Here is a 19,837-nt window from a genome sequence, read left to right as displayed (position 1 = left end):
GCGGGGAAGCGGCGAACGCCTGGGGAGGTCAACGCCGCTTCCCTGCTGCCTGCCGAGATGGCGGACGGCCGCCGCCGAGGAGGCGGCGTGAAAGTCACCCTGACCGTCGACAACGGCCCCACCGGACCGGTCACCTCGCAAGGGCTGGACACCCTCCAGCTGGGCGACACCGACGACCCCCGACGCCTATACCTGCGTGTTGGAACTGTGTCCCCCACGACTGGGACCAGCCCGACCGGTGGGTCGAACGCGGCCTGCAGGACGTCACCACTCGCGACTGGAGCCTCGTCGTCCTGCATGAACTGCCCACCGGCGCCATCGATCACATGCTGCCTTGACACAGATCATTCGCGCTGCGTCAGCAAGGCCGGGCGCTGAAGCGGGAGGCCCGAGGCCAATCGATGGCGTTCGGCCAGGTTGCGTAGGGGGCCAACGCTGAAAGCCGCAGATCCTGGCGGGTCTGCGGCCGGTGGGTGCGGGCGTTACTGGGGGCGGCGTCCCGTGACGTCTCCGCCGGGGTCGTCGGGCAGGGCGATGCGGGCGGTGATGCGTTTGCCGACCGGCTCCCGCTGGACCTCGAAGCCCTGGGCGACGGCCATGACGATCTCCAGGCCGTGCTGCCCGACTCTGCCCGCATCAGCCGCCCGGGCCACCGGCAGGACGGGATCGCTGTCCCACACGACCACTTCCACCACCGAGCCGACGATGCGCAGCTCCATCAGCACGGGTCCGGAAGCGTATTTACGGGCGTTGGTGACGAGCTCGCTGACCACCAACTGGGTCAGGTCCATCGCCCGTGCGGACACCGGCAGGCCGTGTACGGCCTGAACGCGGGCGAGGAAGTCCACCGCGCGGTGACGTGCCTCGGCGATGCAGGATCCGTCGCCGTCCAGGGCGATGGTGTCCTGTATCGGAGGAGCGCCGGGCATCACGCTGTCCTCACCCTCGGGAACTGATTCCGCCGGTTCCACCTTGTTTCCCCCGTTCATCCGCCTGCGCTTACCCCGGACTCCGCCTCGCATGCCCCTTGCGCTCGGTTACGTAAAGGGCCGAACTGCTGTTCACCGTAATATCGGGGCGGGCTGCCGACGCACATGGCGTCGGAGCCCGAGCCCATCAGCGAGCACAGTCGAGGAAACAGTGACAGACACCCACGGAGCAGCCGGGCCCGGCCTGTCGATCGACCACACCACGGTCCACGAGGTCCGGGTGGTCACTCTGCGCGGCGAGATCGACCACACAGTCACGAACGAGCTCACCGAGGCCCTGCTGTCCTACGGCAGCGTGACGCGGCCGCGGACCGTGGTGGATCTCAGTGGCGTGACCTTCATGGACTCCAGCGGCGTCAACGTCCTCATCGGAGCGCACCACGCCATGAGTGACGCTCAGGGGTGGCTGCGTCTGGCCGGCGCCCAGGCATCGGTGCGGCGGGTCCTCGATCTCGTGGGCCTGGATCAGGTCATGCCCTGCCATCCCACCGTCGAGCAGGCGCTGGTCCCCTGACTGGCTCTGCCAAACGTTGTTCTTCATGGGGTTGTTGCCGTGCCTGCTCGTTCGGAACGCTGCCCGGCAGGCGGGATGACGGTCGATCCCGGGCTTCGCCGCCTACCTCGACGCCGGGTGCTCGTTCCGGCAACTGTCATTTCAGCGCGGCGCGTTCGACACCGTGGCGCATCTGCTCGCGATAGGACCCTGTGGAGGCCCGCACAACGGAGGCCCACGCAACGGAGGGGTGTTCGGCATCCGTGTAGTCGCTCTCAGACTGCGTGGTGTTCCCGAGCAGGGGGTGTCGGCCAGGTCGCCGGTCATGGTGGCGGCCGTACCGCGGTAGAAGCGGAAGGACCTGAACGACGACCGGGTGTACAGGTTCCTGCGCCTCCTTCCTCGCAACCCGTCGGCAAGGCCCTGGCCTGCGTAGATGGCTCGGCATCACTTCATCGGGAGCTGCCGGTCAGGCGCCCCGAGGTGCGCGGCGCAGCCACCGGGACGAGATTGGAAGTAGCCCGACCGGCCGAACGCGAACGCGCGGTTGTGCGGGGCCGTACGACACAAGGGAGCCGACGATGACCAGTCACGCGAGTGGGGCTCGCTCCGGTTCCGCGGTGCGGCGTTCAGCCAGGAGCGGCAGCGGCAGCGGCTGGCTGGTCTTCGCAGGCGTGCTGATGATCTTCGGTGGCCTGATGACGCTCTTCGCGGGCATCGCCGCCATCGCCGATGACGACGTGTTCGTCGCCACCCGCAACTACGTGTTCGAGTTCGATCTCACCGGGTGGGGCTGGATCCACCTGATCATGGGCGTGGTCATCACTCTCGCCGGCGCAGCCCTGTTCAAGGGCGCCACCTGGGCCAGGGTCGTCGGCGTGGCACTGGCCTGCCTCGCCATGCTCGCGAACTTCCTCTGGATCCCCTACGCCCCGTTCTGGGCCATCGTCCTGATCGCGATCAACGGCTTCGTGATCTGGGCACTGTGCACCGCTCCCAGTCCGTCAGAGCGATGAAGCAGGGGATGGCCCCGGGTCGCGGCCCGAGACAAGGCCGTCTCCGGATCGGAGACACCCATGAAAGACCTCAAGTTCGAGCAGAAGCGCTCGCTGTCACGCCTTGAGGCGGCCGAGCAGCTCACGGCACTCGCAGACGCGCTGAGGGAAGGCGAGGAGGCCGAACTGGAGCTCAGCGCGGGAACGTTGAGCCTGCGCGTCCCCGACAACCTTCGTAGCGAGATGGAGATCGAGATCGGCAATGGGGAAACCCAACTGGAGATCGAGTTCAAGTGGGCGACCGCACCGTCCCGGACGGCCCCCTCCCGGTCGGACGCGGGCACGCAGGAAGCCACAACGCGAAAGAGCACGCCCGCCAAGCCAGGGGGCCGCAGCACGGAGACCAACAGGAGCAAAAGCGCCAAGAGGTCCGCGACGAAAACGCGCTGAGTCGTGGCAGGGACCTCGGTCTGATCACCGGGCCCGGCTCGGTGCGCGACCGCCTTCCAGTGCCGGGCGGCGGCCGGTGGGTTGGCTGACAGGCCTCGTACCGGTGAGCGGAGAGCAGGTCTGGTCTCGATCACCTGTGGGCAGGCTCGGGCCGTGACTGATGACTGGCGGGCCGACCGGATCGGGTCTGCTCTGCGGGGCGGGAATCCGACCGTGCTGCGGCGGCTTGAGTCGGCGTTTGCGGTGATCGGCGACGTTCAGTTCCTGCCGGGCTATTCGGTGCTTCTCGTGGATGAACTGCATGTGCAACGGCTTTCCGACCTGCCCAGACCCAGGCGGCTGTCGTTTCTGTCCGACATGGACCGACTCGGAGAAGCGGTTGAACGTGCGTGCCGGCAGTTGGACCCCGGTTTCCGCCGCGTCAACCTGGAGATCCTGGGCAACGCGGATCCGTTCTTGCATGCCCATGTCTGGCCGCGGTTCGAGTGGGAGCCGGCCGAACTGGTGGGCAGACCGGTGTGGCTGTATCCGCGTGAGCGGTGGAGTGACGAGCGGTTCAGGCTCGGCCCGCAGCACGATGTGTTGCGGGATGTGATCGGCGGTGAACTGGACCGGTTGCGCTCGACGAGCTGACGGCGTGCCTCGCCGACCGACAGGTCAGGGGCCCTGTTGTCAGTGGCCGTCGGTGGAGGTCGGGGAACCGGCCCAGCGGAACGATGTCGGAGACGGCGGGGGCGGCGGGGCAGGCAGGTGTGTCGGCCTGCCCCGCCTCAGGGAGGAGTGGCCGCCGGGACGGGGTGGACACTACTCGTGCCGATCGCGGCGCCCGAGGCGTGCGCCGGAAGGCGTCTGACGGCCGGGACGCACAGCAGCGCCAGGGCGGTCGGTACCGCGACCATGGTCATGGCGTACAGAGTGGGCCGCACGCCGAGTGACTCGGACACCGGGCCGGCGAGTGCCAGGCCCAGCGGCATGAGTCCTGCCGACAGCAGGTAGTCGTACGAACTCACGCGGGACAGGGCTGCTTGGGGCACGTGCGTCTGGAGCGCGGTCTCCCACAGGACGAAGAAGAGGGAGACGGCGATGCCGGTGACCCCTTCGAGGGCCGCGATCAGGGCGAGTGAACCGCCGGATCCGATGATGACCGCCTGGCAGGAAGCCACAGCGAGCGCCGCAGCGGCCAGAGCCATGGGGCGTGCGATCTTGAGCCGGTAGGCGCAGACGTCTCCGACGAGGGAGCCGATGCCGAAGGCCGCGACCACCACCGACCAGCTTGAGGCACCGCCCCACTCCTCTTGGGCAAGGACGGGTCCCAGCACGTACACCGACGGCAGCACGACGACGTGGTAAACCGCCATGGCGGCCATGGCCGACCACACCCACGTCCGGCTGCGCACCTGCACCCAGCCGGCGCGCAGCTCTCCGAGGAACGTCCCCCCGGAACTGGCCTTGACTGCCCCGGGTGCCGGCTCGCGAGGTCTCAGCCGGGCCAGGAAAGCGGCGCTGACCGCGAAGGTCAGTGCGTCCAGAGCCAGGGCGCCGCCCGGGCCGGCCAAGGCGACGAGCCCACCGGCCAGGGCCGGGCCGAGCACCAGCCCGGACGACAGGACGAATCCGCGCAGAGCATTCGCCTCCCGCAGCCGATCGGGTGCGACCACCAGCGGCATCAGTCCTGTGGCAGCAGGCATGAAGAACGCGTCCGCCGTGCCGAACACGATCATCAGCAGGACAAGGTGCGGAACCTCGGCAGCACCGGTCAGCAGCAGCCCGGCCATGAGTGCCTGGACCGCGAACCGCACCACGTCGGAGATCAGCATGATGCGATGCCGCCGGAAGCGGTCCGCCCACACCCCGCCCACCAGGGTGAACATCAGCATGGGCAACAGCCCCGCGGCGGCCACGAGCCCGACGTCGGAGGCGGTCCCGCCCACCGAGAGCACCGCGAAGGGCACGGCCACGAATGAGACACGGTCCCCCAGCACGGACAGGGACTGCCCTAGGAACAGGCGGGCGAACTGCGGCTCATCACGCAGCACGCCGGGAACGAGGGATTTCATGCGGTGGCCGATCAGGGACGCGAGGGGAGGATGCGCGACGCCCGATGGTAAGGAGAGAAGTCCTTACACGTCACCTGAATTTCCCAAGGCCAGAGGTCATTTCAACTCAGCTGGCCGGCGGAGGGAACGCTGCGGTCGCGGATGCAGAGGCCAAGGTGCCTGGTTGTGCCGCACCGGTGTGTCCTCGGATCCGTCCACGGCGACGTACGGCGCGAGGGTCGGGCCGCCGTCACAGGGGCGCGGCGCCCCTTGACGGCGTGCGGCCGGCGAGTCTCACCGGACGTCGGCCGAGGGCGGGGGATTCATGCTCCATCTGATCGCCCTGGTCAGGACATGGCCGGTGAGCGGTATCGCGAGGTCGTCGAGCACGGGGACGCGGGGAAGTCCCAGCAGTCCGCGGGCCCACTCCGGGAGGGACGTCACGGCGTTGGCGGCTAGCAGGGCGTAGGCGGGCCGGGCGGCAAGCGGCAGTGGTGGGTGTACCAGCAGGAAACGCGCGGTCGCCCTGCACTGCGGCGTGGCGCGGAGTTCCGGACGGTACGCGGCCAGGCGTGCTTCGAGGTCCGACCGCGTCCGCGGCGGGTCCGGCACCCCGAGGGCCGTCGCCACCTTCGCCGTGTCCGCCACGTAGGCGTCGTAGTCGGTGGACGCGAGGGGCCGCGCCCCGAAGCGTTCGTGGGCGCGGAGGAAGCTGTCCGTCTCGGTGATGTGCACCCACTCGAGCAAGTGGGGATCGGACGCATGGTAATGCTCGCCCTCCGCTGTCATGCCTTTGACCTGCTCATGGATCGCGCGGACCCGTTCGACGGCGCTGCGGGCGTCGTCGGCGGTTCCGAAGGTCGTCACGGCGAGGAACGTACTGGTGCGCTGCAACCGTCCCCAGGGGTCGCCGCGGTACCCGGAATGAGCGGCCACGGCGGCCATGGCCAGCGGGTGCAGGGATTGCAGCAGCAGGGCACGCAGTCCGCCGATGAACATCGAGGCGTCGCCGTGCACGACGCGGATGGGCCGGTCCGCGCCGAACCACCGCGGCCCCGGCGTGTTGTGGATGCGAGCCCGGTTCGCGGGGCCGTCCGGCCCCGCGACGCGGCTGAAGAGCGCCTTGCCCAGTCTGTCCCGCACGCCGGAAACCGTGAGGACGTCCCTGTCCATGCTTCCATTCTGCGGCGCCGCCGACCGCGACGGAACACATGGCGGCAGTGTCGACGCCTCGCCCCCGATACTGACTGTCATGACCTTCCTGGCCGCGACAGCGCGTACGTCGAACCGCGGTGGATGCTGCCCGGAACCGCGGCAGACGCACGGCAGCGAGAGGGCTGCGATGCCGTGGGCATCCGGACGTCCACCAAATGCCGGAGTGCCTCGTGTGAGTGGGCGGGCATCGTGGCAGCGATCCTTTATGCCCCTCATGGTCACACGTGCAACAGGATGCATCGGCTCCGGTGTTGTACGACGCCCGCATGCCGAGGGCACGCACGACCTCCCCGAACTGGCCCGGCGGCTGCCCGGCGGCCGCCGAAGCCGTGGCGCCGGCCGGCGGTCGGTCGGACTCGGCGCCGCGTCCTGCCACGGGACACCGGCGGCACCGCTGCCGGCACCGGCGGGGTGCTCCGAACCGTCCGTGAGACCGATGTCCCGCGGCTGTCCCCCACGGCCTGGCCCGGCGCCTGCCCACCGAAGCAGGACGACCGCTGCCCGGTCGACACGTTCTGGCCCGCCGGGGGCGCCCGACTCGCGGTGCGGCCGGCACGAATCGCCTGCCGGGCGCCTCACCCACCAGCACGACCACGCCTCCCGCACCCACTCGCCCTTCACCCGCCTGAAGCCCGCCCTCGTCGGCCCGGACGCCGCCGGCACCTGCCCTGTTCCGGTACGGCTCACCCGCCACGACGCTCGGCCTGCTGCCGGTCCCCCACATCGGTCGTGGTCCGCGCCGCCGTCGGCTGCCTGGTCTGTGCGCCTTCGGCAAGTCGACACCGCGCGGCTCGACACAACGGACTCCCGACTCCCCGTGACGGATCCGAGCAACACGGTGCCCGGCGTGCCCGACGTGACCGGCGTGCTCAGCCTGCTCGGCGCCACGACCCTTCCCAGCCCGGTCGAGGAGCGTCTATGCCCGTGACCACCCGCGCGGTCCCGGCGCGCCCCGGACCACTGCGCATGCCCGCACTGCTCGCCGCCGCCCACGGCGGGCCCGCCCTTGCGGTCACCGTCGTCGCCGGCCTGCTCGCACTGCGCGCCGACCTGCATCCGCTCGACGCCGTCGCCGTCACCGCGGCGGTGTTCACCGGCCAGCTCACGATCGGCTGGGGCAACGACCTGCTGGACCTCCGTCGGGACCGCGCCGTCGGCCGCACCGACAAGCCACTGGCCACCGGAGCCCTCCCCGCCGACCGGGTGATGACGGCTCTGGTCGTGGCCGCGCTCGCCTGCCTCGTGCTGTCCGCGCTGGCGGGCTGGCGCAGCGCGCTGGTCAACGCCACCCTCGCCACGGGCGCGGGCCACGCCTACAACCTCGGCCTCAAGGCGACCGCCTGGTCCTGGGCGCCCTACGCCTGCGCCTTCGGGGCACTGCCCTCGGTCGTCAGCCTCGCCGACCCCAGCCAGGGGTGGGCGCCGCTGTGGATGACCGGCGCCGGTGCCACGCTCGGTGTGGGGGCGCATCTGCTCAACACGCTGCCCGACCTCGACGACGACGAACGGACCGGCGTCCGCGGCTTCCCGCACCGGATCGGCGAACGTCGCTCGCGCCTCCTTGCCGCCGTGCTGCTGCCCGCCGCCTCGCTGCTCGCTGTGCTCGGCCCCACGGGAACGCCCCCGGCGTGGGCGTGGGCGGTCCTCACGCTGGTGACCGTCCTCGCGCTGCTCACGCTGGTCACCCGCGGTCGTACTCCCTTCCGGGCCGCGGTGGCCATCGCCCTGCTCGACGTCGTCGTACTGCTCGCGGCGGCCGGTTGATGGCGCCCTCTTTCAGCCACAGCGACCGCCCGGTGGTCGGCGCCGCCGCCACTCCGAGCCGGTCGTACGCCGATGAGGGCCTGCGCGTCGCCCTCCTGGGCCGGGCGGACTTCGCTGCCCCAGCCGTGGCGGGCCGCCTCGCCCGCACACGGCTCCTCGGGGCCGGGCTGCGCGTCTCGGCCGCCGGCCAGCGTGTCCTCGACGACTTCGCCGGGCTTCGACTCGTCCGGGGGCGACCCGCCCCGGCCGTCGCGCGCGGCCTCGCCGGGGCGCTCGCAGCGCCCACCCGCACGACCAGCCGACCACAGGAGCCAGCATGACCATGCGCGTCCTCAGCGTTCGCGGCGCCCTGCCCGAGCACCGCCACCGGCAGGAGGACATCACCAAGTCCCTCACCGCCATGCTGGTCGAGGACCCTGCCAGGCGCGGCCTCGTGGAACGGTTCCATGGCAACGTGTGCGTCGAGACCCGGCATACCGTCCTCCCGCTGGACGAGTACGCCCGGCTCGAGAGCTTCGGCCAGTCGAACGACGTCTTCATCCGGGCAGGCGTCGAGCTCGGCGCTCGCGCGGTCGTCGACGCGCTCAAGAGCGTCGGCCTGACACCGGCCGACGTCGACTACATCGTGTCGTGCACGGTGACCGGCCTGGCCGTCCCCTCGCTGGAGGCCCGCGTCGCGGCGGAGATCGGGCTGCGGCCCGACGTGGTGCGCCTGCCCCTGGTCGGCCTCGGCTGCGTGGCGGGGGTGGCCGGTATCGCTCGCCTGCACGACCTGCTGCGCGGCCGCCCGGACGGGGTCGCGGTGCTGATGTCGGTCGAGCTGTGCTCGCTCACGCTGCAGCGCGACGACACCTCGGTCGCCAATCTCGTGGCCAGCGGCCTGTTCGGGGACGGCGCCGCGGCGGTGGTCGCCGTCGGGACCGAGCACGCGCTCGCGCAGTCCGCCGACCCGGCTCGTCCCGAAGTCCTCGCGTCGCGGAGCCGCCTGTACCCCGACTCGGAGCGCATGATGGGCTGGGACGTGGGCTCAGGCGGGCTGAAGATCGTGCTCGACCCCTCGGTCCCCGACCTGGTGCGCCGTCATGTCGGCGACGATGTCCGCGGCTTCCTCGCCGACCACGGGCTGACCCATGACGACCTCGGCTGGTACGTCGCGCACCCCGGCGGCCCCCGGGTTCTCGAAGCGCTGCAGGACGCCCTGGGCGTCGAGCGGGCAGCCCTGGGCATGACCTGGGACTCGCTGCGCCGGATCGGCAACCTGTCCTCCTCCTCGGTGCTGCACGTCCTGGCGGACACCCTCGCCGACCGGCCTCCCCCGCCCGGCTCCTACGGGCTCATGGTCGCCATGGGCCCTGGTTTCTGTTCCGAGTTCGTGCTCCTGCGCGCTCCGGGAGGTGAGCGATGAGCAGCGAGGTCCTGTTCACGGTCCTGGTTGTGGCCGTCGGCCTGGAGCGGGTCGCCGAGCTGGTCGTCTCCCAGCGCAACGCCGCCCTCAGCCTCGCGCGGGGCGGCGTGGAGTGCGGGCGGGGGCACTACCCGTTCATGGTGGTGCTGCACACGGGCCTGCTCGTCGGCGCGCTCGTGGAGGTGTGGATGGGCCGACCGGACACGCCGGCGGTACTCGCCTGGTCCATGCTCGCCCTCGTCGCGGCCTCGCAGGCGTTGCGGTGGTGGTGCATCGCCACCCTGGGACGGCAGTGGAACACCCGGGTGATCGTCGTGCCGGGCGCCGCACGTGTGACGGGCGGCCCCTACCGCTGGATCCCGCACCCCAACTACGTCGCCGTGGTCGTGGAGGGGATCGCGCTCCCCCTGGTGCACTCGGCGTGGATCACGGCCGTCGTCTTCACCACGCTGAACGGGTTCCTGCTCGCCACCCGCATCCGCACCGAAGACGCCGCCCTGGCACAACTGGCCTGAAGGAGGCGCACATGGACCTGCTCGTCGTCGGCGGGGGGCCGGCAGGCCTGGCCACGGCCCTGCACGCGGCCCGGGCGGGGCTCGACGTCGCGGTGTGGGAGAAACGCGCCGGCACTGTCGACAAGGCGTGCGGCGAGGGACTGATGCCCGGTGCCGTCACCGCCTTGGGGGCGCTCGGCGTGCACCCGCCGGGGCACGACCTGCGCGGCATCCGCTACGTCGCCGGACCACGCCGGGTCGACGCCGACTTCGCAGCGGGCCCGGGCCGCGGGGTACGTCGTACGACGCTGCACGCGGCGCTGCGTGAGACGGTGCTCGCGGCGGGCGTACGGGTCGAGCAGCGCACCGCGCGATGTGTCGAGCAGGACGAGGACGGTGTGTCGGTCGACGGCACGCGGGCCGGGCACCTCGTCGCGGCCGACGGCCTGCACTCGCCGATCCGCCGGGCCCTGGGGCTCGACCGGCCGCGCCGGGCCCGCCCGCGACACGGGCTGCGGCGCCACTACGAGCTCGCCCCGTGGAGCGACCACGTCGAGGTGCACTGGGCCCCACACGCGGAGGCCTACGTGACCCCGGTGGCCGGCGACCTCGTGGGGGTCGCGGTGCTCACCGGTGCCCGCGGATCGTACGACGACCACCTCGCCGCCTTCCCCGAGCTGCGGGAGCGGCTGGCCGGGGCCTTGCACGCCGGGCCGGTGCGTGGGGCGGGCCCGCTCCGCCAGGACACGAGCGCGCGCACCGCCGGCCGGGTGCTGCTCGTCGGCGACGCCGCAGGCTACGTCGATGCGCTGACCGGTGAGGGCGTCGCGCTGGCGCTCGCGCAGGCATCGGCGGCCGTCCGGGCCGTCATCAGCGGTGACGTGGCGGGCTACGAGCGGGAGTGGCGCCGGCTCACACGGCGTTACCGCTGGCTGACCCATGCGCTGCTCGGCGCGACACGGATGCCCCCGGCCCGCGCGGCGCTGGTGCCTCTGGCACAGCGGCTGCCATGGCTGTTCGCCGCGACCGTCGACGCGCTGGCCCGCCCGGCCCGGCAGCATCAGGCGAGCGGGCCGAGCCGATAGCGCGGATCGGCCAGGTCACCGGAACCGCGCCGGGCAGAACGCCCCCGCGGCCGTTACGCCGCACACCGGCTGCGCGGCGCGGCTGTGTTCGCCGAGTCCTTCGACCGGGCGGGGCTGTCCGCGATGGACGTCTCGGCGCCACGCCACGCGACGTACGCGGCCCGGTGGGCGCGACGCGGGGGCGCAGGCGTGGCACGCCGACCGACGATCAGCTGCCGGGGATTGTCGACATATTTCTCGAGCCGGAGGACAGCCCCGTGGTGACGTATCCGGGGTATGCGGTCAACCGGGCATGAGGGAGACTCCCGGCCCTGGGTCGGCCGGATCCGGTGATCACAACCCGGGCCGTCGTTGCGTACGGGTGCCCCGTCCACAGCGGGCGTCAGGCTTCCATGGCGTGAAGGTCTGCTGGCCCCACCTGCACATCGGCGAGCACACGCACCCCTGGGACGGTCCTTCGGGCCAGCCGCGCCGTGATCAGCGCGGTCAGGGCCTCGTGCAGGCCCCGCTCGTCGCCGGGCGCGTAGGCCCGGTCAAGGCCGGACGGTTCGCGGTCCTGGGTGAGGAAGCGGCGGGTGTTCCGGACGGCGTCCGTGCTGCGCGCCCGGACGACCTCGATCGGATCGACGACCGTGCAGCGGTAGGTCACCCGGGCCGGGAAGTCCAGCGCCGAGTCGCGCGCCGCCAACGTCCACGCGGAGATCAGCAGCACGTCGCGGCTCAGGTCGACGACGCTCAGGGCGGTGGCCCGCGCCGCCAGGGAGGCGTCGGCCGTGCCGGCCATGCACGCGTCCCGGCCGGTCCGGTACACGAGGATCTCGTCCGCCTTGGCGACCAGGGCCTGTCGGCGCAGGGCGCTCCACGGGATGGACGGCCACAGATCCCGATGCCGGACGATCGGGTATCGGCGTGTCATATAGCCGGTCATGGCTGCGCTCCAAGGTGGGGGGAAGGCTTTTCCGAGATGCGCCGGTGCAGTCAGTACTGCAGCGCTGTCGCCACGTCCCGGCCGATGCGCTCGACCGCGACGAGGTCGAGGCCGTAGTGGACGTAGCGGCCGTTGCGTTCCACGCGTACGAGTCCCAGGTCGCGCAGGGTGCGCAGATGACGGGAGACCTGAGGGCGGGTCATCTGAAGCCGGTTTGCGAGGTCGGCGGTGGTCATGGCCTGCCGGGCGATCAGCCGGCACAGCCGTACCCGGCGGGGATCGGTGAGCGCGAGCATGCGGCTGCGGGCCAGGGTGACGCCCACCTCCGGGGTGTCGACCGGGAAGTGCACGACCGGCGGCAGGCCCGGCTCGTCCTTCACGAGCAGGTGCGGGGCTCCGTACCTGGTGGGGATCAGCAGTACGGGCGTACGGGCCGGGCTGATCACCGCGTGGTGCACCTTGTCGAAGACGATGCGAGCGGGTCCGTCCAGCCGGGCGCTGGACGTGCTGAGCGAGAGCAGGGCCGCCGCGGGCCCCTCGTCCGCGAGCCGCTGCCGTACGCGGTGCGCGGCGCGGGTGAGAGTGGGCTCGATCTCCCGCCACAGGGAACCGAAGAAGACCACGCGGCACAGCTCGATGAAGTCGAGGACGTCCGCGCGCAGTTCCTCGGGGTCGCGCAACAGATCCTCGGCGAGGGCGAGATGCGGCTCCGGCAGCCCGGAGGCGGCCTGGCGCAGTGCGGCGGCCTGCGCCGGGTCGTGGCGTAGGCGGCCGAAGTCGAAGCCGCTGTAGCCGCTGGCACAGGTCTGGGCGGTGAGCTCGGTGAAGCGGTCGAGCGGCAACCGGTCCGGGGAGACGTCGAGCCCCGGATAGAAGCCCCGCCACCGCAGCGCCGTCCACAGCGGTGCGAACCGTCGCAGGCCGGCCCGGAAGGCGGGCGGAGCGGAACGGGTGACCTCTTCTGCCCAGGGCGCGTGTTCGGTGTGGTGCGCGTGCCCGGTCAGCACGTGCAGACTCGCCGCAAGTTCCGCGAGCGGCGACACCGTGACGGCGAAGCGGTCGGGGGCGCCCCCTTCCAGGATGATCACGACCGACATGAGCTGGAGTGTAGGTCCGCGGCCCGCTCACGTCAGCACCTCGGCTCCCGCCGCGAACTCCGCCCGAGCCGCCTCCAACAGACCCGGCTCCGTGAGCAGTTCGGCGACGACCGCGGCAAGGCCCGCCGCCGCGACCTGCGTACGGTCATGGGCGAACGGCGTCGCGGCCGCCGCGCACATCGCCTCCGAGTGACTCGGCGTTCCGGCCGGGGCGACCTGGATGTACGGGTGGATGACCGGAAGCAGCTTCGAGAGGTTGCCGATGTCGGAGGAGCCGGCCGGGCTGTCCGGCTCGCCGGGCGCGATGTCCACGCCGAGCGCGCGCACCGCCTCCCCGAAGCGCTCCGCGAGCACGGTGTTGTTGCGGCGCTCCGCATACAGCGGACCGGTCTCGGAGAGCTCCGCCTGCGTCTCGGTGGCGAGCGCCGCGCCCACCGCGGCCGCGCGCACCCGCTCCACCAGTGCCCGGGCCGAGGCCGCTGTACGGTCCCGTACGTACAGGTCCACGGCGGCGCGGGCCGGGACGACGTTCGGGGCCTGGCCGCCGTCCGAGACGATCCCGTGGATCCGTGCGCTCGGCGGCACGAACTGCCGCATCGCGTCGAGTGCGTTGAGGAACAGCTGGGCGGCGGCCAGCGCGCTGCGTCCCTCCCAGGGCGACTTCGCTGCGTGCGCGCTCACACCGGTGAACGCCACCCGCAGATGCGCCGCCGCCAGCGCGTGCGCGGCGGTCAGCGAACGGTCGCCCGGGTGGAACATCACCGCCGCGTCGACGCCGTCGAACACCCCGGCCTCGGCCAGCCGCACCTTGCCCGCGCCGCCCATCTCCTCTCCGGGCGTGCCGATCACGGCGATGGTGCCCGGATGCCGGGGCAGGGCGCGGACGACACCGATCGCGGCCGCCGCCCCGCCGGCCGCGATGAGATTGTGCCCGCAGCCGTGACCGACCCCGGGCAGCGCGTCGTACTCCGCGAGGACGGCGACGTACGGCCCCGGCAGCCCACTCCCGTGCACGGCCACGAAGGCGGTGTGGAGCCCGCCCACGGGGGCCGTCACCGAGAAGCCCGCCTCCGCGAGCCAGCCGGTCAGCACGTCCCGGGCGTGGAACTCGGCGAACTTCAGCTCCGGCCGCCCGTGGACGGCCAGGCTCACCTCCTCCATCCGGGGCCGCAGCGCGGTGAGTTCGGTGACCAGGTACTCCAGCGGGGGCGAGGCGGCAGACGTGACGGACTTGGCAGGCATGGCGGAATGGGCGGACATGGGGCTCCCGTCGTACGAGACCGAGGCGACACGCGTGACGCCTCGCGTACGACCAGACTGCGGCCCCGACGGCCGGGACGGTGCCGGGTTACCGCTCCCCGGGTAACCCTCACCGGACGCTCCCGCCTACCGGGTGGGAGCAGGACAGGTACGCGCAGGAGTCGTACGTCGTCGAGTTCGCGTTGCCGCCGGACGGCTTGTCGACGGACACCGACCGCATCCTCGCCTTGACAGCGGGCCGGCCCGCCTCGTATTCGTCCCGCCGCCGACGCTCGTGAGCGGCTGCCTACGCACGATCTGCAGGTGGCGTGGCAGTACGGCCTGCGGGCGTCTCGGGTTTCGTGTGGAGGATCTCGCGGGCCTGCTCCGCCGCGCGGGCGATGCTCTCGGAGACGAAGTCGAGGAAGCGGGCGACGTTCTCCAGACGGGCCGCGGCCGGGGTGTCGGGGCCGAGGACGCCGACGCCCTGCCGTGCGATCTCGACGATCTGGGCGGTGGACCGGGCGCTGGCGATCATCGACTGGTACCAGATGTCGTCGTCGACGACATAGCGCTCGCGGCGGCGTTCGTCGCGTTCCCGGCGGACGAAGCCCTGGCTCTCGAGGAACGCGATCGCTTTGGAAATGGACGCCGGGCTGACCTTCAGGCGCTGGACGAGTTCGGACGCGGTGAGGCTGCCGGAGTCGGTGAGGGTGAGGCAGGCCATCACCCGGGACATCATCGCGGGCATGCCCGAACCCATGAGGACGGTGGTGAACACCTCCTCGTACTCGTGCACGGCCTCGGCGTCGCGTCCGTGGGCCTGCGGGGGTGTATCCGTGCCCTGGTGCGCGGGCTGCCGGCGCCGGTGGGCGCGGCGTTCGGTGGCGCGGTGGGCCAGGTCGGCGCGGTAGGCGGTGGGGCCGCCGTTGCGCATCACCTCACGCGTGACCGTCGAGGTCGGACGGTCGAGACGCCTGGCGATCTCCGCGTAGGCAAGGCCGTCGGCCAGCCCCAGCGCGATCTCCTGGCGTTCGGTCTGGGTGAGCCTGCCTCCCGGCATCGCGTCTCCTCGTGTCGTGCTGGTTGGCGTCTCCAGCATAGCGTTCACCGGCAATTCATTGCAACACACCGGAGTCAGTCGTTGCATTTGGCCCGACAATCATTGCAACGATTTACCGCCGTCTAGCTGCAATTACGGCGAACTAGCGCAACGAACTCGTTGCCAATTACGTAAACGCAACGTAGCTTTTCCCTCATCGGAAACAGCGCGCCGACGGAGTGCACGCTACAGAAGAAGGAGAGCATGATGCAGAAGTTCGACACCCCCGCCCCGATCTCCGCGGTCCTGGACATCCCCGCGGGACGCATCCGGTTCATCGCCGCCGACCGGGCCGACACCACGGTCGAGGTTCTGCCGGTGGACGCCTCGAAGGCCCGCGACGTGAAGGCCGCCGAGCAGACCACGGTCGAATACGGCGAAGGCGTCCTGCGGATCGAGGCCTCACCTGCGAAGAACCGGATCCTCGGCGCCTCCGGATCCGTCGAGGTGACCATCCAGTTGCCCGCCGGCTCCCGCGTCGAGGCGAAGACGGCCAGCGCCGACTTCCGGGGCGTCGGACGGCTCGGCGACGTCGCCTTCGAGGGCGCGCAGGGCACGGTCAAGCTCGACGAGACCGCGAGCGCCCGCCTCACCCTCCTCGCCGGTGACATCTCGGTCGGCCGCCTGGGCGGCCCCGGCGAGATCAGCACCCAAAAGGGCGACCTTCAGATCCACGAGGCCGTGCGCGGCACGGTCACACTGCGCACCGAGTCCGGCCAGGTGTCCATCGGCGCCGCCCGCGGCGTCTCCGCCCATCTGGACGCCGGCACCACCTACGGCCGCATCCACAACTCACTTCTGAACACCGAGGGCGCGGCCGCCCAGCTCGACATCCACGCGACCACCGCCTACGGCGACATCACCGCCCGCAGCCTCTGAGGGAGCACCCGCCATGAAGTCGCCGCTCGCACAGAAGCCCGAGACGGCGACTTCGGCCGCTCCTGGCCCCATCGCCTCCTTCATACGCTTCGTGATCTTCGGAGGTGGCGTGGGGGCCCTCTCGAGCCTCTCGGTTGCCCTGTTGGCCATGACCATGCCCTGGGCGGTCTCGAACGCGATCATCACCGTCGCCTCCACCCTGCTGTGCACCGAACTCCACGCCCGCTTCACCTTCGCCAAAGGACGCAGCGCCGGATGGCGAGAGCACTGGCAGTCCGCGGGCTCGGCAACCGCCGCCTACCTGGCGACCAGCATCGCCGCCTACATCCTGCACACGGTGCAGCCCTCCCCCGGCATGCTGACCGAGCAGATCGTCTACCTCAGCGCCTCCGGACTCGCCGGCGCAGGCCGCTTCGTCATCCTGCGCCTGTACGTCTTCGCCGGCCGCCATGGTCACAACGCCCGGTCGCCGAAGCAGCAGGGGACGGTGGCCGTACCCGCCCCGACGGCAGTGCGGCAAGCGCCGTGCACGAGTTGGCCGAACGGGTCACGGCCACAACAGCTCGCGGCGTGAGCCCCGATCCCGCCGGCCACACACTCCCGTCGGATGGGGCGACGGCTGGAGGATCCAGCCGCCCCGGACCGTGTCGGCCCGCCGTTCAGGCAGTTCCAGCGGCGCGGAGACGGTGAAGACCAGTCCCGTCGCGATGAACGTGGGCACCTGCACCGCGTCCACATTCGGCAACCGGACCATGGCCTCCTGGATTCGAGCCCGCGTCGCCTCACCGCTTCCCGCACCGTCTCCTCGGCGGCCGCGGCACAGCCCGAGCCACACGGTGTGCCGGCTTCGGCGTTCGCCGGCGCCCCGATCAGTGTGGAAGGCTCCCGCTCCCCCAGTCCCGGATGAGCCGGACGATCCGCTCGGGGGATCAGCCGCCTGGAACCAGGCCCCGTTGCTCACCCCCCGAGCGAAACGCTTGCGTTTCGCTCATGCGACCCCTATCGTAAATGAACGAAACGGTTTCGTTTCGCGCGTCGTTCTTTGATCTACGACTGGAGTACGTCCCCATGTCTCAGACAGCCACAGCGCCGGAGGCGGTGCCGCTCGGAAAGAGCAGCGCCCAGGCCGACGAGGCAGGGCCTCGCCATCGATGGTGGATTCTCGCCGTCATCGGGCTCGCCCAGCTGATGGTCGTGCTGGACGCGACCATCGTGAACATCGCCCTGCCGTCCGCCCAGGCCGACCTCGGCTTCTCCGACGGCAACCGGACCTGGATCGTCACCGCCTACTCGCTCGCCTTCGGCAGCCTGCTGCTGCTCGGGGGCCGGATAGCCGACCTCTTCGGGCGCAAGCCCGCCTTCCTGGTGGGCGTGGGCGGCTTCGCGGCCGCCTCGGCCGTGGCCGGCGCCGCCGTCAACTTCGAGATGCTCGTCGCGGGCCGTGCCCTCCAGGGCCTGTTCGGCGCACTGCTCGCCCCGGCCGCGCTCTCCCTGCTGACCACCACCTTCACCAACCCGAAGGAACGCGCCAGGGCCTTCGGCGTCTACGGCGCCATCGCCGGCTCCGGCGCGGCCGTCGGCCTCCTGCTCGGCGGCGTCCTCACCGAGTACATGAACTGGCGCTGGACCCTCTACGTCAACCTCTTCATCGCGGCCTTCGCCCTCGTCGGCGGTGTGATGCTGCTCAAGAGCACGGCTCGCGACCGGAACTCCAAGCTCGACCTCCCCGGTACCGCCCTGGTCACCACCGGCCTCTTCAGCATCGTCTACGGCTTCTCCAACGCCGAGTCCCACGACTGGAGCTCGGCGATGTCCTGGGGCTTCCTCGCCGTCGGCGCCGCGCTGCTGACCGCCTTCACCTGGTGGCAGACCCGGGCCTCGCACCCGCTGCTGCCGCTGCGCGTACTCCTTGACCGAAACCGTGGCGCGTCCTTCATCGCCATGCTGATCTCCAGTGCCGGAATGTTCGGCGTGTTCCTCTTCCTCACCTACTACCTGCAGCTCAGCCTCGGCTACTCCGCCGTCAAGACGGGCCTGGCCTTCCTCCCGATGGTCGGCGCCCTCATGGTGAGCGCCACCATGTCCACCAGCTTCCTGATCCCCCGTTTCGGCCCGAAGATCGTGGTCCCGCTCGGCATGGTCCTCGGAGCCGTCGGCCTGGTCTGGCTGACCGCTCTCGACATGGACAGCACGTACGCGGCCCACATCCTTGGCCCGCTGCTGTTCGCCGGCCTCGGCATCGGCCTGATCATGGCTCCGGGCATGAGCCTCGCCACCAGCGGCGTCGCCCCGGAGGACTCCGGGGTCGCGTCCGCCTCCGTCAACACCATGCAGCAGATCGGCGGTTCCATCGGGACGGCACTGCTCAACACCCTCGCCGCCAGCGCAGCCACCGCCTACCTGGTCGGCAAGGACCCCGTCGACAAGCTCAACCAGGCCCAGGCGGCACTGGAGTCCTACTCCACCGCCTACTGGTGGTCGGCCGGCTTCTTCGCGGCCGGCGCACTGATCACGGTGCTGCTCTACCGGCGCGGCGTCCCGGCGGTCGACGCGGACGCAGCTCCCACAGTCCACATGTAAGCGGCATGTGGTGGCCCGCGCTCACCTGTGGGGACGGGGAGGGTGCGGGCAACGGGCCCGGTGCTTTCGAGCACCGGGCCCGTGACGTTGGCGCCCGCCTGCACAGGCACCGGGCCTTCACACTGGCGCCCGTTTACCCAGGCACCGGACTCCGCCATTGGCGCCCGCCTGCGACGACAGTCGCTGAAACCGGCAGCTGGCGCGCCTCCGGACCCGGACCGGCTGACTGACCAGGAGGCGCGACGGCAGCCCTGGACCCTTCGGGCGCGGTCGCGGGGCCGCGGGAGCCCGGCACTCCGGCGGACGACCAAGCGCGGGTTCATGGGGGTGTGCACCACCGACGACTCGATCCTCCGCGACCGAAGCGCGCGAAGCGAACAACCGGCGAGAGCGCCACAGTTGGTCGCGATCCGTGACCAACTCTCCTACGCGCGGGCCGGCCCCCTGACGCCCCTGCTCATCCTGTCCGGCCTGACCAGTCTGCTGCCCACCTCGTGGGAGGACACCCCCTACCTTCCCGGCAACGCCGGGTCCGCCGGCACGACGACGTACGGCTGATCAGCCCCAGCCGGGGATCCGTGGTCCCCCCGCATCCGGCACCAGCCACCGTCCGCCCTCCGCGCCTGCTTACTCGTCGGCCTCACCGGCGCTCTGATCGGCGGGGTGGTGAAGCGCCCCTTCTCAACCACCCGGCGATGACGGCCCTGCTGTCCGAGTGAGGGGACCGATGAGTCCTGAGCAGAATGCTGACCGGGCGCAACCCGTAGTCCTCGAGGTGCGGCGGACGCCGCTGGCTGCCACCGTATGGGTGAACAGCGATGGTCCGGATACGCGAGGACGGAGGCGGTCACCATGGTGATGGCGCATCCTTCGCTCCTGCGGGAGCTGGTCGAACGGTGCGAGACGCTCAAACGGCGCCTGACAGCCGGCGGCAGCGCGGAGACCGCGCGCCAGCTTGACGACGCGACGTACACGCTGTGCGTGGTCACCGGTACCCGTCAGCTGGACACGGCACTGTATGTGGCCCGCCGACAGCTGGCCGACGCCATGACACGCCAGCAGCCCCAGCACCGCTGAACCGTCACT

General features: G+C 71.3%; 21 protein-coding genes. 14 read left to right on the top strand and 7 right to left on the bottom strand.

Going from position 1 to position 19,837, the window contains the following annotated elements:
- Window positions 1-482: 482 nt before the first annotated feature.
- Window positions 483-929 carry an ATP-binding protein gene (locus tag ACZ5XS_RS29245; RefSeq protein WP_468656258.1) on the bottom strand — a complete coding sequence of 149 codons (447 nt, stop codon included), beginning with the start codon at window positions 927-929 and terminating at the stop codon, window positions 483-485.
- Between the two features lie 211 nt (window positions 930-1,140).
- Here ACZ5XS_RS29245 and ACZ5XS_RS29240 point away from each other — a divergent pair, with 211 nt between their 5' ends.
- The 4 genes from ACZ5XS_RS29240 (at window position 1,141) to ACZ5XS_RS29225 (ending at window position 3,560) form a co-directional block, all read left to right on the top strand.
- Window positions 1,141-1,503: an STAS domain-containing protein gene (locus ACZ5XS_RS29240; RefSeq protein ID WP_468656256.1), complete on the top strand. Its 363-nt coding sequence runs from the start codon at window positions 1,141-1,143 to the stop codon at window positions 1,501-1,503.
- A 560-nt stretch (window positions 1,504-2,063) separates the two neighbouring features.
- Entirely contained in the window at window positions 2,064-2,498 is a 435-nt protein-coding gene (locus ACZ5XS_RS29235) for a DUF7144 family membrane protein (protein WP_468656254.1), read from the top strand.
- Window positions 2,499-2,558: 60 nt separating this feature from the next.
- On the top strand, window positions 2,559-2,927 hold the full coding sequence (locus ACZ5XS_RS29230; protein WP_468656252.1) for an amphi-Trp domain-containing protein: 369 nt from the start codon (window positions 2,559-2,561) through the stop codon (window positions 2,925-2,927).
- A gap of 153 nt (window positions 2,928-3,080) precedes the next feature.
- Entirely contained in the window at window positions 3,081-3,560 is a 480-nt protein-coding gene (locus tag ACZ5XS_RS29225; RefSeq protein WP_468656250.1) for an HIT family protein, read from the top strand.
- 137 nt (window positions 3,561-3,697) lie between these two features.
- On the opposite strand, the gene ACZ5XS_RS29220 is transcribed toward ACZ5XS_RS29225, so the two are convergent.
- Both ACZ5XS_RS29220 and ACZ5XS_RS29215 read right to left on the bottom strand, forming a co-directional pair.
- Window positions 3,698-4,984, bottom strand: coding sequence for an MFS transporter (locus ACZ5XS_RS29220; protein ID WP_468656248.1), 1,287 nt, complete (start codon window positions 4,982-4,984; stop codon window positions 3,698-3,700).
- 273 nt (window positions 4,985-5,257) lie between these two features.
- The gene (locus ACZ5XS_RS29215; RefSeq protein ID WP_468656246.1) at window positions 5,258-6,136 is read right to left on the bottom strand and encodes an oxygenase MpaB family protein; all 879 of its coding nucleotides are present in this window, start codon (window positions 6,134-6,136) and stop codon (window positions 5,258-5,260) included.
- Window positions 6,137-7,096: 960 nt separating this feature from the next.
- On the opposite strand from ACZ5XS_RS29215, the gene ACZ5XS_RS29210 reads away from it, so the two are divergent.
- Genes ACZ5XS_RS29210 through ACZ5XS_RS29190 form a run of 5 tightly spaced genes read left to right on the top strand, consistent with a single transcriptional unit; the run spans window position 7,097 to window position 10,926 of the window.
- On the top strand, window positions 7,097-7,942 hold the full coding sequence (locus ACZ5XS_RS29210; protein WP_468656244.1) for a UbiA family prenyltransferase: 846 nt from the start codon (window positions 7,097-7,099) through the stop codon (window positions 7,940-7,942).
- Window positions 7,942-8,262: a hypothetical protein gene (locus tag ACZ5XS_RS29205; RefSeq protein WP_468656242.1), complete on the top strand. Its 321-nt coding sequence runs from the start codon at window positions 7,942-7,944 to the stop codon at window positions 8,260-8,262. The genes ACZ5XS_RS29210 and ACZ5XS_RS29205 overlap by 1 nt, the downstream gene beginning before the upstream one ends.
- Window positions 8,259-9,347 carry a type III polyketide synthase gene (locus ACZ5XS_RS29200; RefSeq protein ID WP_468656240.1) on the top strand — a complete coding sequence of 363 codons (1,089 nt, stop codon included), beginning with the start codon at window positions 8,259-8,261 and terminating at the stop codon, window positions 9,345-9,347. The genes ACZ5XS_RS29205 and ACZ5XS_RS29200 overlap by 4 nt, the downstream gene beginning before the upstream one ends.
- Window positions 9,344-9,862, top strand: a complete 519-nt coding sequence (locus ACZ5XS_RS29195) for an isoprenylcysteine carboxyl methyltransferase family protein (protein ID WP_468656238.1) — start codon at window positions 9,344-9,346, stop codon at window positions 9,860-9,862. Before ACZ5XS_RS29200 ends, ACZ5XS_RS29195 begins: the two co-directional genes overlap by 4 nt.
- A gap of 11 nt (window positions 9,863-9,873) precedes the next feature.
- Entirely contained in the window at window positions 9,874-10,926 is a 1,053-nt protein-coding gene (locus ACZ5XS_RS29190; RefSeq protein WP_468656236.1) for an NAD(P)/FAD-dependent oxidoreductase, read from the top strand.
- Between the two features lie 382 nt (window positions 10,927-11,308).
- Here ACZ5XS_RS29190 and ACZ5XS_RS29185 read toward each other — a convergent pair whose 3' ends face one another.
- The 4 genes from ACZ5XS_RS29185 to ACZ5XS_RS29170 all read right to left on the bottom strand — a co-directional run bounded on the left by ACZ5XS_RS29185 (window position 11,309) and on the right by ACZ5XS_RS29170 (window position 15,253).
- Entirely contained in the window at window positions 11,309-11,854 is a 546-nt protein-coding gene (locus tag ACZ5XS_RS29185) for a hypothetical protein (RefSeq protein WP_468656234.1), read from the bottom strand.
- Window positions 11,855-11,904: 50 nt separating this feature from the next.
- Complete coding sequence (locus tag ACZ5XS_RS29180) at window positions 11,905-12,951, bottom strand: ArsR/SmtB family transcription factor (RefSeq protein WP_468656233.1); 1,047 nt, start codon at window positions 12,949-12,951, stop codon at window positions 11,905-11,907.
- A 27-nt stretch (window positions 12,952-12,978) separates the two neighbouring features.
- On the bottom strand, window positions 12,979-14,193 hold the full coding sequence (locus tag ACZ5XS_RS29175) for a M20 family metallopeptidase (protein WP_468656232.1): 1,215 nt from the start codon (window positions 14,191-14,193) through the stop codon (window positions 12,979-12,981).
- A gap of 304 nt (window positions 14,194-14,497) precedes the next feature.
- The gene (locus ACZ5XS_RS29170; RefSeq protein WP_468656230.1) at window positions 14,498-15,253 is read right to left on the bottom strand and encodes a helix-turn-helix domain-containing protein; all 756 of its coding nucleotides are present in this window, start codon (window positions 15,251-15,253) and stop codon (window positions 14,498-14,500) included.
- A gap of 246 nt (window positions 15,254-15,499) precedes the next feature.
- On the opposite strand from ACZ5XS_RS29170, the gene ACZ5XS_RS29165 reads away from it, so the two are divergent.
- The 5 genes from ACZ5XS_RS29165 (at window position 15,500) to ACZ5XS_RS29145 (ending at window position 19,828) form a co-directional block, all read left to right on the top strand.
- Complete coding sequence (locus tag ACZ5XS_RS29165; RefSeq protein ID WP_468656284.1) at window positions 15,500-16,171, top strand: DUF4097 family beta strand repeat-containing protein; 672 nt, start codon at window positions 15,500-15,502, stop codon at window positions 16,169-16,171.
- A gap of 13 nt (window positions 16,172-16,184) precedes the next feature.
- Window positions 16,185-16,745 (top strand): GtrA family protein, encoded by a 561-nt coding sequence (locus tag ACZ5XS_RS29160; RefSeq protein WP_468656228.1) that lies wholly within the window; start codon window positions 16,185-16,187, stop codon window positions 16,743-16,745.
- A gap of 494 nt (window positions 16,746-17,239) precedes the next feature.
- The gene (locus ACZ5XS_RS29155) at window positions 17,240-18,751 is read left to right on the top strand and encodes an MFS transporter (RefSeq protein ID WP_468656226.1); all 1,512 of its coding nucleotides are present in this window, start codon (window positions 17,240-17,242) and stop codon (window positions 18,749-18,751) included.
- A 399-nt stretch (window positions 18,752-19,150) separates the two neighbouring features.
- On the top strand, window positions 19,151-19,309 hold the full coding sequence (locus tag ACZ5XS_RS29150; protein ID WP_468656224.1) for a hypothetical protein: 159 nt from the start codon (window positions 19,151-19,153) through the stop codon (window positions 19,307-19,309).
- Between the two features lie 246 nt (window positions 19,310-19,555).
- Window positions 19,556-19,828, top strand: a complete 273-nt coding sequence (locus ACZ5XS_RS29145) for a DUF5133 domain-containing protein (RefSeq protein ID WP_468656222.1) — start codon at window positions 19,556-19,558, stop codon at window positions 19,826-19,828.
- The last annotated feature ends 9 nt before the right edge of the window (window positions 19,829-19,837 follow it).

The sequence above is a fragment of the Streptomyces sp. NPDC033131 genome (assembly GCF_055578365.1).
This window is presented reverse-complemented; position numbering and strand designations above follow the sequence as displayed.